Origin of the sequence: Snodgrassella sp. B3088 (assembly GCF_026535815.1) — a bacterium.
GTDB classification, from domain to species: domain Bacteria; phylum Pseudomonadota; class Gammaproteobacteria; order Burkholderiales; family Neisseriaceae; genus Snodgrassella; species Snodgrassella alvi_E.
In genome coordinates this window covers 347,473-362,896 of sequence record NZ_JAFNPG010000002.1, presented here as the reverse complement: position 1 = coordinate 362,896, position 15,424 = coordinate 347,473, and the positions used below count along the sequence as shown (strand labels likewise).

At 40.7% G+C, this 15,424-nt stretch carries 11 protein-coding genes and 1 tRNA gene; 6 read left to right on the top strand and 6 right to left on the bottom strand.

Annotated elements, in window-relative coordinates; genetic code table 11:
• Positions 1 to 60: 60 nt before the first annotated feature.
• Complete coding sequence (gene rho / locus J3U75_RS02070; protein ID WP_100140154.1) at positions 61 to 1,323, bottom strand: transcription termination factor Rho; 1,263 nt, start codon at positions 1,321 to 1,323, stop codon at positions 61 to 63.
• A gap of 845 nt (positions 1,324 to 2,168) precedes the next feature.
• On the opposite strand from rho, the gene J3U75_RS02065 reads away from it, so the two are divergent.
• Positions 2,169 to 2,696 (top strand): FKBP-type peptidyl-prolyl cis-trans isomerase, encoded by a 528-nt coding sequence (locus J3U75_RS02065; RefSeq protein ID WP_323811344.1) that lies wholly within the window; start codon positions 2,169 to 2,171, stop codon positions 2,694 to 2,696.
• 57 nt (positions 2,697 to 2,753) lie between these two features.
• On the opposite strand, the gene J3U75_RS02060 is transcribed toward J3U75_RS02065, so the two are convergent.
• From J3U75_RS02060 to J3U75_RS02045, 4 genes are all read right to left on the bottom strand, one after another.
• Positions 2,754 to 2,829: transfer RNA gene (locus tag J3U75_RS02060), tRNA-Asn, on the bottom strand.
• Between the two features lie 123 nt (positions 2,830 to 2,952).
• Positions 2,953 to 3,864, bottom strand: coding sequence for an acetylglutamate kinase (gene argB, locus J3U75_RS02055; RefSeq protein ID WP_267390269.1), 912 nt, complete (start codon positions 3,862 to 3,864; stop codon positions 2,953 to 2,955).
• Between the two features lie 248 nt (positions 3,865 to 4,112).
• Complete coding sequence (gene ruvX, locus J3U75_RS02050; RefSeq protein ID WP_267390268.1) at positions 4,113 to 4,577, bottom strand: Holliday junction resolvase RuvX; 465 nt, start codon at positions 4,575 to 4,577, stop codon at positions 4,113 to 4,115.
• Positions 4,570 to 5,148, bottom strand: a complete 579-nt coding sequence (locus J3U75_RS02045; RefSeq protein WP_267390267.1) for a YqgE/AlgH family protein — start codon at positions 5,146 to 5,148, stop codon at positions 4,570 to 4,572. The genes ruvX and J3U75_RS02045 overlap by 8 nt, the downstream gene beginning before the upstream one ends.
• Before the next feature lie 214 nt (positions 5,149 to 5,362).
• Between J3U75_RS02045 and gpmI the strand changes: the two genes are divergently transcribed.
• The 3 genes from gpmI (at position 5,363) to J3U75_RS02030 (ending at position 9,904) form a co-directional block, all read left to right on the top strand.
• On the top strand, positions 5,363 to 6,886 hold the full coding sequence (gpmI, locus tag J3U75_RS02040) for a 2,3-bisphosphoglycerate-independent phosphoglycerate mutase (RefSeq protein WP_267390266.1): 1,524 nt from the start codon (positions 5,363 to 5,365) through the stop codon (positions 6,884 to 6,886).
• Between the two features lie 38 nt (positions 6,887 to 6,924).
• Positions 6,925 to 8,184, top strand: a complete 1,260-nt coding sequence (locus J3U75_RS02035; protein WP_267390265.1) for a murein hydrolase activator EnvC family protein — start codon at positions 6,925 to 6,927, stop codon at positions 8,182 to 8,184.
• A 136-nt stretch (positions 8,185 to 8,320) separates the two neighbouring features.
• Entirely contained in the window at positions 8,321 to 9,904 is a 1,584-nt protein-coding gene (locus tag J3U75_RS02030; RefSeq protein ID WP_267390264.1) for a S41 family peptidase, read from the top strand.
• Positions 9,905 to 10,752: 848 nt separating this feature from the next.
• Here the strand turns inward: J3U75_RS02030 and ppsA are convergent.
• Positions 10,753 to 13,140 carry a phosphoenolpyruvate synthase gene (gene ppsA, locus J3U75_RS02025; protein ID WP_267390262.1) on the bottom strand — a complete coding sequence of 796 codons (2,388 nt, stop codon included), beginning with the start codon at positions 13,138 to 13,140 and terminating at the stop codon, positions 10,753 to 10,755.
• A gap of 422 nt (positions 13,141 to 13,562) precedes the next feature.
• Between ppsA and J3U75_RS02020 the strand changes: the two genes are divergently transcribed.
• Together J3U75_RS02020 and J3U75_RS02015 are read left to right on the top strand one after the other, a co-directional pair.
• Complete coding sequence (locus J3U75_RS02020) at positions 13,563 to 14,384, top strand: pyruvate, water dikinase regulatory protein (RefSeq protein ID WP_267390260.1); 822 nt, start codon at positions 13,563 to 13,565, stop codon at positions 14,382 to 14,384.
• A gap of 264 nt (positions 14,385 to 14,648) precedes the next feature.
• Entirely contained in the window at positions 14,649 to 15,419 is a 771-nt protein-coding gene (locus tag J3U75_RS02015; protein ID WP_267390259.1) for a gamma-glutamyl-gamma-aminobutyrate hydrolase family protein, read from the top strand.
• Positions 15,420 to 15,424 lie beyond the last annotated feature (5 nt).

Genomic DNA, 15,424 nt, shown 5'->3' with positions numbered 1-15,424 from the left:
TATCAAAAATTAAAAGCCGTGTTTACAGATTAAAACACGGCTTAATAAGGTATCATTTGACTATTTACTACCACGCATTAAATCAAAAAAGTCTGCATTATTTTTGGACTGTTTCAATTTATCAATGATGAATTCGGTAGCTTCAATATCATCCATTGGATGCAAAAACTTGCGCAGCAGCCACATTTTTTGCAGATGTTCATTTGATACCAGCAGTTCTTCACGACGCGTCCCAGAACGATTGATGTTGATGGCCGGGAATAGACGTTTTTCTGCCATACGCCTGTCCAGATGCAATTCCATATTACCCGTACCTTTGAATTCTTCGTAAATTACATCATCCATGCGACTACCGGTTTCAACCAAAGCAGTAGCAATAATCGTTAATGAACCGCCTTCTTCCACATTACGCGCGGCACCAAAAAATCGTTTAGGACGATGCAATGCATTGGCATCAATACCACCAGTCAAAATCTTGCCTGAAGCAGGTATGACAGTGTTATAAGCTCGTGCCAGACGAGTAATTGAATCCAGCAGAATAATTACATCTTTTTTGTGCTCTACCAAACGCTTAGCTTTTTCAATTACCATTTCCGCTACTTGTACATGGCGGGTAGCTGGCTCATCAAAGGTAGAAGAAACCACTTCCCCACGTACGGAGCGCGTCATTTCTGTTACTTCTTCCGGACGTTCATCAATCAGCAAAACAAGCAGCTCTGCATCTGGATAATTAGCTGTAATTGCATGGGCAATATTTTGCAACATTACGGTTTTACCAGATTTCGGCGGTGCTACTAGTAAAGCACGTTGGCCGAAACCAATGGGAGCAATCAGGTCTATAGCACGGCCGGTCAGATTTTCTCCTGAGCGGATATCACGTTCTAATACAAACTGACGATCCGGAAATAATGGCGTAAGATTTTCAAATAGGATTTTATGCTTGCATACCTCTGGGTCATCACCATTGATTTTATCCAGTCGCACCAAAGCAAAATAACGTTCGTTATCTTTAGGTACACGTACGCTGCCTTCAATCGTATCACCGGTATGCAGATTGAAACGTCGAATCTGACTGGGGCTGACATAGATGTCATCCGGCCCAGCCAAATAAGATGTGTCCATACTGCGCAGAAAACCGAAGCCATCAGGAAGAATTTCCAGCGTACCAGAGCAGGTAAAAGCTTCTCCCTGCTTCATTTTGATGCGTACAATCGCAAAAACAAGATCTTGTTTACGCAAACGGTTGGCATTTTCAATGCCAAATTCATCAGCTATGCCCAGTAACTCAGACACATGTAAGTTTTGTAATTCAGAAACGTGCATAAAGATTTAAATGAACTTATTTATTAGAATTTAAGATAAGATGAGTCCGTAAACTCATAATAATTCCTGTTACCAAGCCTTAAATGCATGGGTGTATGCAAAAGAAAGGTAAGGGTATTTTTATTGAAAGTCGATTTGGTTTAACTTTGCCACAGCAAACATTAAACAAAGATTTAGAATTGACCTCTTCTTATAAGTTGCAATTCTATTCTGCATGCTCTCATGATGTCAAGCCATTATCAACATTCAATTAACACTGCTGGTAAGAATACCTGCAAAATGCCGAACTGACATCAATCAGTCGCCAAGCAATCCCAAATCCATATTTTTCTCTTTCCATTTCGCATGCTTACACTTCAAAGCTGCTATAATTCTGGTTAATATAATTTTTTTCTTGTTATATTAACAATCTTGTTTTAACGATTTATAGATATTCGGAAGTTATATTTGCCCTAATATTAATTTAGGTACATAAGTGTAAATAAAAGCATTTGGTCTCGCAAAGACAACAGTTATCAATTTTCTGTACTTGAGAAGAGATAAACAAGTGTGAATTTAATAAAAAGAAGATTGTAATGATCTATTAATATGTTATTAAGAAGAACAATATTTTCAGCTAAACAGTGTCTGCATTTCCACACAAATAATTCTATTTCGTAAGTTTTGAAGATAATAAAATGCATTAGTTTTAAACTGATATTCATTCAAATAGGCAAATTCATCACAAAAAAATATTACCTACAACTTCTACTTTTGTATTGATAATTGCGAAGCTTGATCAGTAAATTTATTTTTTGTGAATGGCTGGCTATAATTGCTTTTCCTTCAACATTTAAAGAGAAATTATGAAAAGCTTGTCTTTAACTATTATGGGTATCTCAACTTTGCTGGCTGTATCGGCCTGCAACTTTGCGGACAACGGTTTTAAAAGTAATAGTAGTGAGCCGGTAGCTGCATCTTCAGCTACGTCAGCCACCCGTAACCCTCAATTAGCTGGAGATGAGTTTCTGGCCAAAAATAAAACTGCACCTGGGGTTACTACTACTGCTTCTGGCTTGCAATATAAAGTCAATCATGAAGGTAGTGGTAAAAAGCCGAAAGCAAGCGATATGGTAACTGTTCAGTATGAAGGGCGCCTGATCGATGGCACAGTATTTGATAGCACAGCACAGCGTAATAATCAGCCAGCCACTTTCCCACTTAACGGCGTCATACCTGGATGGACTGAAGGTCTGCAGCTGATGTCAGAAGGCAGTGACTATACATTTTATATCCCGTCAAATCTTGCTTATGGAGAACAAAGCCCGACAAGCGCTATTCCACCTAACAGTGTTTTAATCTTCAATGTGAAACTGATTAAAGTTGGCGGATAACAGATAAAACGTCCACAATGAAAAAAGCACTCAAATAAATGAGTGCTTTTTTTAAACTGGCTCCCCGACCAGGGCTCGAACCTGGGACCTGCGGATTAACAGTCCGTCGCTCTACCGACTGAGCTATCAGGGAATGAGGCGAAATTATAGCGTTTGTAATTTTAGTGTCAAGCTTTTTGAACAATTATACCAATAAAAAAAATTAAATATTTAATTACACAACAATTAAATATTGTCGGCACCTAAATTAGAACTATTAAGCCTGCTCATCCTGACCAAGAATCATAGTACCCACACCTTTGTCGGTGAATATCTCCAGCAGCAGTGCATGTGGCACACGTCCGTCGATAATGTGCGTGTTGTGCACGCCATGCATTGCAGCCTGCAAGGTAGCATTGATTTTGGGTAACATACCATTTTGTAAGGTACCATCCGCGATTAATGCATTAATATCTGCCGGTGTTAAACGGCTTAATAACTGTTGATTTTTATCCAGTACACCTATGGTATTAGTTAGCATAATCAGCTTTTCTGCTTGCAGGCTCTCTGCCAGTTTTCCGGCCACCACATCTGCATTAATGTTAAAAGCTTCGCCCTGCTCACCTACCCCTACCGGCGCCACTACAGGTATATAGCCGTGTTCGACCATTTCCTCTATCAGCGCAGTATCAATAGACTCTACTTCTCCAACCTGCCCGATATCCTGTCGGGCGTTTTCAGGGGTAGAGACATATAATTTTCTAGCTTTGATAAAATGGTTATCCCGTCCTGTAATACCTACTGCATGTCCGCCATGCTGATTTAAAAGAGAAGTAATTTCCTTATTTACACAGCCACCAAGTACCATTTCAACAATATTCATGGTTTCGTTATCTGTCACCCGCATACCCTGAATGAACTGATTATCTTTGCCTATTTTTTGAAGTAGATCATTAATTTGTGGGCCACCCCCATGAACAATTACTGGATGGATTCCTACCAGTTTCAGTAAAACTACATCTTTGGCAAAACTTTCTTTCAGTTGTGGATCTGTCATGGCATTACCACCGTATTTGATTACCATGGTTACGCCGGAAAAGCGCCGGATATAAGGTAAAGCCTCGGCAAGAATATTGGCTTTAGTGCTGGCCTCCATTGTATCTAAGCTGATACTGCTATCTGTGCTCATTATGCGTCCTAGTCTGATTAAACTGTTTCTCTATTTACTGAGGTTAAGTTTATCCCCGGTTTCGCAAAAATAAAACCAAATAATGTGAACTGCTGTATATTCACGACAGAGAATATACCGGCATTTTTCGCCAGCTAAGTATATGATTAACAGAAAAATGAAAGAAAAGAAAATTCAGAAGTGCAGTTTTCTGGAGAAACTCTAATATTGGAATCGATTTGTAATAAAAAAATGTATCAGAACCTCACCTATTCAACCAATTTGGCTTTACAAGCGCCGGAACTGAAAAACGTTGTCAAAATAGCCTGTGCAGCCACTTGATCTAAAACCTGTTTACGTTTTTTTCCAAAAATACCAGCTTCACTGAGCAAACTATCAGCCACGGCTGATGTCCAGCGTTCATCTACCCAATATACGGATAATTGAAAACGCCCACGCAGGCGGTTACCAAATCGCCGGCATTGTGCCGTCGCCTCATCTGAAGCACCATCAGCATGAGTTGGCAATCCAACTACCAGAGCCTTTGGCTGCCACTCTTTGATAAGAGATGCAATACGTATAAATCGTTCTTCATTGCTGATAAGCGTAATAGTTTCCAGCGGATGTACGGTCGACAATTCCGCCTCTCCTACTGCTACACCAATTCGTGCTAATCCATAGTCAAAGCCAAGAACCGTCCCACGTCTTAAAGGAGATAAAAGCGAATTAGGCATGACCTGCCAGCCCGCTCAGATTGGTAATATCAATTTTCAGCAACTGCAAAGCGGCCTTATAACGCTGTTTATAGGGCATATCAAACAAAATCCGCATATCTGCAGGTGCAGTAATCCAGCTATTATCAGCCAGTTCCTGCTCCAACTGCCCAGCCGACCAGCTCGAATAACCGATAGTGGCCACAGCCTTATCTACCTCATTTTCCTGAGTGAGCCCCATAATAATATCGCGAGACGTTGTCATAGCAATATCATCAGTGACCATCAAACTGCTTTCCCATGATCCGGCCGGTGTATGAACCAGAAAGCCTCTGTCTACTTGAACTGGGCCGCCCATAAGAACATTTTGGCCATGGAACCGTTCCGGCGTTGGGGTTTTAGCAGAGTCAAATAGCAAATCCATCATAATCGGTGAAGGCTTATTTACAATAATACCCATAGCACCATCGGCACTATGTTCACACAGATAAATCACGCTTTCTTTAAAAAAAGGATCCTCCATTGCTGGCATAGCAATCAAAAAATGATTGGCCAGAGAAAAACTGAAAGAAGTGCCACGTTGAGCAGCCATATTTTGCATATCCATAAAAAAATAAAATCAAACCAGATATAATTAATTTGTTGTTAAATTGGGTCTGTCCAGCTGTTTCTCAAGCCAGTGCTTTTAGCTATAATTCTATCTTACTCTAAAGCTGGTTTAATACCATCCTTCTTAGCCCTACTCTATTGGATAATACTGGCACTTTTGTCAGAATACACAACCCACCATCACAGAAAGGCCAATTGTGTCATTAACCAAACCTATCGTTCTCTTAATTCTGGATGGTTTCGGCCATCGTGCCGGTGGTGATGACAATGCTATTTTACTGGCACATACTCCACATATCGATAATTATCGTCAGCACTACGCTTATGGCACAATTGATGCATCTGAGCGCATGGTTGGTCTACCCATGGGGCAGTTTGGTAATTCAGAAGTAGGACACTTGAATATTGGTGCCGGCCGAGTTGTCCCTCAGGACATCACCCGTATTGATATGGCGATTGAAGATAACAGCCTGAAAAAAAACATTGTTTTGCAAGAAGCATGGCAGACTCCTAATCATACTGTGCATCTGCTTGGTCTGTTTTCAGATGGGGGCGTACATAGTCACATTGAGCATTTTTTTGCAGTAATAGACGCGGCTATTGAAGCTGGTATGCAAAAAATAGTAGTGCATCCGTTTCTGGATGGTCGAGATACTCCTCCCCAAAGTGCGCATCCCTATTTATTGCGTTTGCAAGAATATATGCAGCTGCATCCGCAGGTAATATGCGGTGCCATAGTCGGGCGTTTTTATGCCATGGATCGTGACAATCGCTGGGACAGAGTCGAAGCAGCTTACAATGCTTTATTTGGTGATGCACCCTATCATGCTGTTTCACCGATTTCTGCACTTGAAGCAGCCTATGCGCGTGGTGAACAGGATGAATTTGTCAAACCCACAATAGTGAGTCCTGATGCAGAGTTGAAGAACGGCGATGCGATACTGTTTCTCAATTTCCGCGCCGACCGTGCGCGTGAATTAACTCAGGCGCTTACCTTTAAAAATTTTACCGGTTTCCAACGTCAGCACACAGTACAGCCTGGCTACTTTGCCAGCATCACAGCCTATGGTGCGCAGTTTCCTCATCCGGTAATGTTTGGCCGCCAATCGGTGCGTAATGGACTAGGTGAATTTCTGGCTGAACAAGGACTAAGCCAGCTGCGCATTGCCGAAACTGAAAAATATCCTCATGTGACCTATTTTTTCAGTGGCGGACGTGAAGAACCGTATATAGGAGAAGAACGCATTATGATTCCTTCTCCTAAAGTTACCACCTATGATTTGCAACCAGAAATGAGTGCTGTCGGGATCACTGAAGAAATCATAGACAGTCTGCAACATCATCGCCATGACGTCATTATCTGCAACTTTGCTAATGGTGACATGGTTGGACATACAGGCTCGCTGGATGCTGCCGTCAAAGCAGTGGAAACATTGGATAGCTGTGTTGTGCGTGTGGTAGAAGCTACTCTAGCTGCTGGCGGTGAAGTAATAATCACTGCTGACCATGGCAACTGCGAACACATGTATGATAAAGAAAATCAACAGCCACATACCCAGCATACAGTTGAACCGGTGCCTTTTATATATATTGGCCGAAAAGCCACCATTCATACCGGCGGAGCATTAAAAGATGTGGCACCTTCCTTATTAGCGGTTCTCGGTCTAAACCCTCCATCAGAAATGACGGGGCGCAATCTGATTGAATTTACAAACAATTGATGAAAACTTTTTTCTGTCTTTCCCTAACCTGTTATTGTATGGCAACTTCTGTTGCCATGGCTGCCAGCAATCAAAAAATACAACCTGGCAGCGAATTGAAACAGGTACATCAGGCCATATCAGCTACTCAGAATCAGATTAGTAAAACAACTGTTGAGCAGAAAAAAATTGATGCCTCTATGGCAGCAACCAGCCAGCAGCTAAATCAAGCTAGGAATGAATTGGGGCGTCTCAGGCAACAGCAACAAACCAGTATGCGCCAGTTAGAAACACTGCAAACCAGTCTGGATAAAACACGTACACAAATAGCCGAAACTCAGACTCAAATTGCACGCTTACTGAATGCTCATTATCGTAATCGCCAACCAAACAGTGTATATCTGCTACTCAAACAGGATTCGACAGACAAAAAAGGCCGCTCACTACAATATATACGCTATCTGAATGAGGCCAACGAACGTGTCATTCAGCGTTTACAACAGCAACAGACGCGTATGAGTGAGCAGCAACAGGCAGTAGCAAAACAGCAAAATGAGCTATCAAAATTACGCCAGAAGCAGCAGCAAGTGATTAACAAACTGCAAATACGGCATCAAAGTCAGCAAAGTCAATCCACAGTATTAAGTCAGCAATTAACGGTACAAAATAAACAGCTGCAATCACTCAAGGCTGCTGAAAAGCGTCTGAACAATTTGCTGAGCCGATTATCAGCACAGGCAACCATGCGTCGTCTGGCACAAACAAGTAAACCTAGTAAACAAATTTCAGGCAAAATAGAAAAACCGCAGCCACCCAAAACATCTACTAACTCTGTTAACCGTACAGAGTCCGTTCACAATACATCATCTTCAACACTAACCGCTGAAGATATGGCATTACAGGCTACAGATAACATTAACTCACCATTAATCAAAGGTCTGGCTCAAAAACAAGGTCGTCTTCCACGACCGGTAAGCGGTACCATTGCTGGAAGATTTGGTGAAAGTAGACCTAATGGCGGTATCTGGAAAGGATTGTTTTTTGCCTGTAATAACGCTGTTGTGCATAGCATAGCCAGTGGCACCGTAGCTTATGCAGCTTATTTACAGGGGTATGGCAACACAATTATTATCGATCATGGTGAAGGCTATATCAGTATTTACACTGGCTTAGCATCAATAGGAGTCACTGCCAATCATACGATAGACGCTGGTCAAAACATTGGTATAAGTGGTAAATTACCAGACGGCCAAAATGGACTATATTTTGAAATCCGCTATCATAATCAGGCAATGAACCCATTATCATGGCTGCGCTGAATTAGAATATAGCGCACTATTACCTGTACTTACATTATGATGTAAACTTTGGCCTGAATAAAATATATGAATCACCCTTACAAACAGGTTTTCTAGACCTGAATCATTGTCGCTATCAGAAAGAAAAACAGAAATAATGGCTAATTCCCGATTAAAAAAAGCTGCTTTATATACATTAGGCGCTTTCAGTGGCGTGATTCTAACCCTGAGCATACAGGGCTATGCCAATGAAAAATCCGAAGCATTACCCGTACAATCTTTGCATACAATGGCTGAAGTTTATGGACAAATAAAAGCCAATTATGTTGAGAATAAAACCGATGATACGATTCTAGAAGGTGCCATGAAAGGCATGGTTAATAACCTAGACCCGCACTCAGAATATTTAACGGTAAAAGATTATTCCGATTTACAGGAAAGCACTACCGGTGAATTTGGTGGTTTAGGTATGGAAATCAGTTCAGAAGACGGACTGATTAAAATTGTTGCGCCTATTGAAGATACACCGGCCGATCGTGCAGGTATTAAAAGCGGTGATTACATTGTTAAAATTGACAATGAATCTACCCGAAACATGACAGCCACTGAAGCGGTTAAAAAAATGCGAGGTAAACCAGGCACCAGTATCACACTGACTCTGGCTCGTAAAGATGAAACTCAGCCCATTGTGGTACACCTCACCCGCGCTATTATTAAAGTAAAAAGTGTTCGCTTTAAATTACTGGAACCAAATTACGGCTATGTGCGCATTACCCAGTTTCAGGAACACACGGTCAGCTTGCTGGCTGATGCTCTTAAAGAACTGAACAAACAGAATAAAGCACCACTAAAAGGTTTGGTATTAGATTTACGTGACGATCCAGGCGGTTTATTGAACAGTGCAGTGGGTGTTTCCGCTGTATTTCTAAAACCCGGAGTAAAAGTAGTCAGCACTAAAAACCGCGATAAAAAAGAAGGAATGGTTTTACGAACGATTCCTAAAGATTATGTGGTTAAAGGTAACGATCCGCTCATTAATCTGACGGATGAGCTTAAAAGCATTCCTGTAACGGTTTTGGTTAATTCAGGAACTGCTTCTGCATCTGAAATCGTTTCTGGCGCTTTGCAGGATTACAAGCGTGCTGTAATTGTTGGTACGCAGAGTTTCGGCAAAGGTTCTGTTCAGACTGTTATTCCTTTGTCCAACGGCGGTGCTGTTAAACTGACTACAGCCTTGTACTACACCCCTAATGACCGCTCTATACAAGCACAAGGTATCGTACCCGATGTAGAGGTTAAAGATAAAAACCGCACATACGAAAGCCGCGAGGCTGATTTGGGTGGACATTTGAGCAATCCGCTGGGTGGTAAAGAAGTAAATGGTGATCTATTGGGCGGACAGAAAAAATCCACGTCTTCTGCTTCAGCTAGCGAAGCAGCCTTACATGAAAATGATACTAGTGCTGATAAAGACAGTACTAAAGATGTCAAAGCCAATACATCAATTACCAACAACTCCAAAAATAACGGCGCTAAAAATACTGACGCATCAAAAGACAGTAAAAAGAAAAAGGATGAAGAAGACTGGCTTGCTCGTCGAGAACCCAATCCAGCCAAGGATGCTCAATTAAAAGCAGCACTGGACTTAGTCAAAGATCCTGTCAAATGGAATCAGTCATTGGGATTAGCAGCCAAAAAACCTGCAAAAACAGCGGATAAAGACAAGAAGGACAAAAAATAATAATTTCTTTTAAAACAGATAGCCAATAAGCTATCTGTTTTTTTATATAAAGGTAAAATTCAAAAGCAAATTACTTTCACCTAGATCCGTCTTTTATCATTCTGATTCAGAATATAGCTTTTAGAAATCAACAATAACTAGTATATAGCCTAAGGTAAAGGTTTATGGAAATTTAGACAATAATAAAAGCAATGGATTTAATTGCTTCATGCGCTATAAAATCACTAGGCTTTTAGCAAATTTAAATATAGTTACCCTTTCTACAACTTTTTTATATTCAGACTATAAACCTAAATGTATTCTAATCATATATTAGTTATTCCTACCAATTTGATATTAAATACCCTGACAATGATCAAAAATAAGAATAAATAATATTTATCTTTAAATGTATCTATTTTATATCTATAAAACAGATAGTTATTATCATAATTAACCGGGTTTCTAAACCCGCTTAAATCTAAAATTGAGTTTTTAAACTTTTATTGCAATTTCCACTCAGTTCCGCTTTATTAATATTTCTAATTTAATATGCATTAGGCTAATACTTTTTATTTTAAAAATTAAAATGATAGTAATAAATAAATTTACCAATGAGTTCGAATAAAAATCTAATAGTCTTGTTTTTTAAAGATACAATGTTTGCTTGGTACGATTTAAATTACTAATTCCATTTAAATAGTATATCCCTAATCCAAGGATATGTTGCCGGATTATTCATAATAAATATGTAATATTTAAATTATATGTACTTTGATTATAAATACCTAAAAATTCCTTATCGACTTGAACTGATAAAGATAAAGGCCGCTGTTAATTAGCGGCCTTGCATTCAATCAATTGAAAACTTATTTTTTCAATTCTTTTGCTAAATACAACCAAGTTTCAATTACAGTATCAGGATTGAGAGAAATCGTTTCAATACCTTCTTCAATTAGCCACTTGGCGAAATCAGCATGGTCTGATGGTCCCTGTCCACAAATACCAATGTATTTGTTTAACTTACGGCAAGCCTGAATAGCTAGACTAAACATCACTTTAACAGCAGGATCACGTTCATCAAACGTACCTGCAATCGGACCACCACTATCACGATCCACACCCAAAGTTAATTGGGTCATATCATTAGAGCCGATAGAGAATCCATCAAAGTATTTCAGGAATTGTTCAGCCAGTACAGCATTGGTAGGCAATTCACACATCATAATCAGACGCAGACCATTTTTACCGCGTTCCAAGCCATTGTCTTTCAATGCACGTACTACATTTTCCGCTTCTTTCAAAGTACGTACAAACGGAATCATGATTTCAACATTGGTCAGGCCCATTTCATCACGAACGTGTTTGAGTGCCTTACACTCAAGCGCAAAACAATCTTTGAAATCTTCTGATACATAGCGAGCCGCACCACGGAAGCCCAGCATCGGATTTTCTTCGTGAGGTTCGTATTTGTTACCACCCAGTAGATTGGCATATTCGTTTGACTTAAAGTCAGACATGCGCACAATTACTTTTTTCGGATAAACTGAAGCAGCCAATGTAGCTACACCTTCGGCAATTTTATCTACATAAAAATCTACCGGAGAGGTATATCCAGCTATGCGGTCTGTAATCTCAGCTTGCATCTGCTCATCCTGCTGGTCAAATTCCAGCAGAGCACGCGGGTGAATACCGATCTGACGGTTAATGATGAATTCCATACGAGCCAGCCCGATACCATAGCCCGGCAAGTTTGAAAAGCTAAACGCCAGCTCTGGATTACCCACGTTCATCATGATTTTAGCAGGTGATTCAGGCATATTATCTAAAGGTATTTCATTAATATCTACCTTCAGCAAGCCTTTATAAACATAACCAGTGTCACCTTCAGCACAGGATACGGTTACTTCCTGACCGTCCTGCAATGCAGAAGTCGCATTACCGCAACCGACTACGGCCGGGATACCTAGCTCCCTCGCAATAATGGCAGCATGGCAAGTGCGTCCGCCACGATTGGTAATAATGGCTGAAGCACGTTTCATCACGGGCTCCCAATCGGGGTCAGTCATATCAGTAACCAGCACGTCTCCTGGTAAAACTTTATCCATTTCATCAACGGATTTAACCAATCGTACTTTACCCTGACCTACTTTCTGACCAATAGCACGGCCTTCTACCAGAATGGTAGATTTGTCATTAATCTGATAACGACGCAATACGCGGCTATTATTTTCCTGAGATTTTACGGTTTCAGGGCGAGCCTGAAGAATATACAGTTTTCCGTCAATACCATCACGTCCCCACTCAATATCCATTGGGCGACCATAATGTTCTTCAATAATCAGTGCATATTGTGCCAGCTCAGTAATTTCTTCGGCACTGATAGAGAATTTTTTCCGCTCAGCAGGTTCTACATCTACAGTCTGTACAGATTTGCCTGCCTGTGCATCTTCTGTGAAAACCATTTTAATCAGTTTAGAACCCATGGTTTTGCGCAAGATCGCAGGACGACCGGCTTTTAATGTTGGTTTGTGCACATAAAATTCATCTGGATTTACGGCACCCTGTACAACGGTTTCGCCCAGACCATATGATGATGTTACAAATACTACCTGATCAAATCCAGACTCAGTATCCATAGTAAACATCACACCGGATGCGCCTTTATCAGAGCGCACCATACGTTGTACCCCTGCCGACAGAGCTACGATGTCGTGGGCAAAATTCTTATGAACACGATAAGAAATGGCACGATCATTATACAAAGAAGCAAATACGTGGTGCATAGCCTCTTTGACATTATCATAACCACTAATATTTAAGAATGTTTCCTGTTGTCCGGCAAAGGATGCATCAGGTAAATCTTCTGCAGTGGCGGATGAGCGTACAGCCACACAAATCTGATCTGTACCGGCATCAGCCACCATTTTTTCCCATGCCGCCTGTAAATCAGCTTCCAGCTCAGGCGGGAAAGGAGTATCCATAATCCATTGACGGATTTGTTTACCTACTCTTGCCAGCTCGGCAACATTATCGACATCAAGCGCCTTGAGTTCACTGCTAATGCGTTCACTCAAACCTTCGTAGGCTAAAAATTTGCGATAGGCTTCTGCTGTGGTTGCAAAACCACCGGGAACACGCACACCTTTTTCGGTGAGCTGTGAAATCATCTCGCCAAGAGAAGCATTCTTGCCGCCGACGCTTTCAACGTCGGTCATGCGCAAATTTTCAAACCAGATTACGTTATTACCGGCCATGATGGTTATCCAATGTGGAGTGGGGAAAGTTGAAGACGGCCTATTCTAACTATTCAAGTATAAAATGTCATGTATTTTTGGCTATTTATCTACTTTATGTGAGCATTGTTTATCTTTGGTCAAATGTGTGTAAAGCACAAGCTGTTGAATGAATAAATATTTTGATTCTATTATCAATTATTTGGACAAATATTGCATTTTAATTACCCTTTCAACAACATAAATCTAAAATTATGATATTTTTGATTTAAATCTGCATTTTATTGCTGATTTCTGGCAGGTTCGGTCTGATTTAACTTTATTTTGGCTGAATGTGGAAAAAAAGCTAATTTTAAACATCTGTCCACAGCCAACTTCATTTACAATGTCTGACCATCGGCTTTTATCTACCGATTTTTTAAATTAAATTTGTGTAAATAATTATGAAACCAGTTCGCCAAGTTTTTTTTGTATCTGACCGCACCGGAATTACAGCTGAAAGTATGGGGCTGGCCTTACTAAATCAGTTTGACAATATAGAATTTAAACGGGCTACTTATCCGTTTGTAGACACCGAAGCAAAAGCAAAGGAAATTGTTGCCCTGATTAATACCGCTGCCAGCAAATGTGAAGCACGACCGTTGGTATTTTCCAGTATTGTTGATGAAAATGTACGCAAACTGATTAAAACCAGTGCTGGCATGCACATGAGTTTTTATGATGCCTTTATTGGTGAGCTTGAAGATGAACTGGCTATAGAAGCTAATCATTCCATTGGGCGTACTCATGGTATGCATGATACAGAACGCTATGATAAGCGTATGGAGGCAATTAATTTTGCGCTTAATCATGATGACGGAATTACTGATCGCGAATTACAGAAAGCAGATGTCATTCTGATGGGTGTATCCCGTAGTGGCAAAACTCCTACATGTCTTTATTTGGCGTTGCAGTACGGTATCCGTGCCGCCAATTATCCTCTCATACCTGAAGATTTAGAAAGCAGCGAGTTGCCAAGAATGTTGCAGCCATTTCGGCAAAAACTATATGGTTTGACAATTGAAGCAGACCGTCTACACCATATCCGTTCGGAACGCCGTCCGGATTCCCGCTATGCCAGCCGTGATAACTGTCGCCGTGAAATTTCAACAGCTGAAGAAATGTTTCGCCGATTTAATATACCGTTTACCAATACCACACATAAATCGATAGAAGAACTGGCCGCCAGTATTATGCTGGCTGCAAAATTACAGCGCCGCTTCTAAAGCTATTCAAAAGATTTTGTTAGCCCTGAATTAATTCAGGGCTTTTTTTACATTCATCGGACACTAAAATGTTTTTATATGTACTGCCAAAATAATGAAGGACTAATAACAACAGCTCACTGGCAATATTTATTTAAAACTCGAATTAACAACTTATCACTTTAATACTTTAACTTAAGAAATCTTGCCATTTTTTGCGTGGCGTGGGATTATGCAATACAGAATCAGAAACTCTTTTATTTATTAAAATCTTGAGATTAACTTATGCAAGTGCGTCCGGTAATTGGTATTCCGTGTGATGTAAAGCAGATAGGTAAATGGGATTTTCACGCTGTAGGCGATAAATATATTCAGGCTGTACAGAATAGTGTCGGCGACGTGATTTTGCTGCCAGCCCTGGCTGATCAAGATGCATTACAACGCTTGCTGCCTTTAGTAGATGGCATTTTCCTCTCTGGCTCCTATTCCAATATTGAACCATGCTGGTATGGCGGAGATAACGCCCGAGAAGGCACATTGCACGATAAAGCGCGTGACCATACAACTTTACCCTTTATCCGGAAACTGATTGATGAAGGTATTCCCCTTTTGGGTGTGTGCCGTGGTTTGCAGGAAATCAATGTGGCACTAGGCGGCAAGCTACATCAGTATGTACACGAAATTCCAGGTTTTTTAGACCATCGGGAACCTGATAATCAATCAATTGAGGTGCAGTACGCTGACGCACATCCAGTTCATCTGCACGACGACAGCCTGTTAATGTTGTGGCTGGCAACAAATCAGCAGCAGTATTCAGTTAATTCATTACATCAGCAAGGAGTAAAAACGTTAGCACCCGGGCTTAGCATTGAAGCAACTGCCCCAGACGGCCTGATTGAAGCTTTCAGGATAGATGCAGCACCTCTATTTGGCTATGCAGTGCAATGGCATCCTGAATGGCTGTATGGGCAGAAACCGCTTTCTATTGCTATTTTTAAGGCTTTTCGTGAAGCATGTATGCAATACAAATTGCATAAGCAAAAGGAATCATTTTAAGGTGA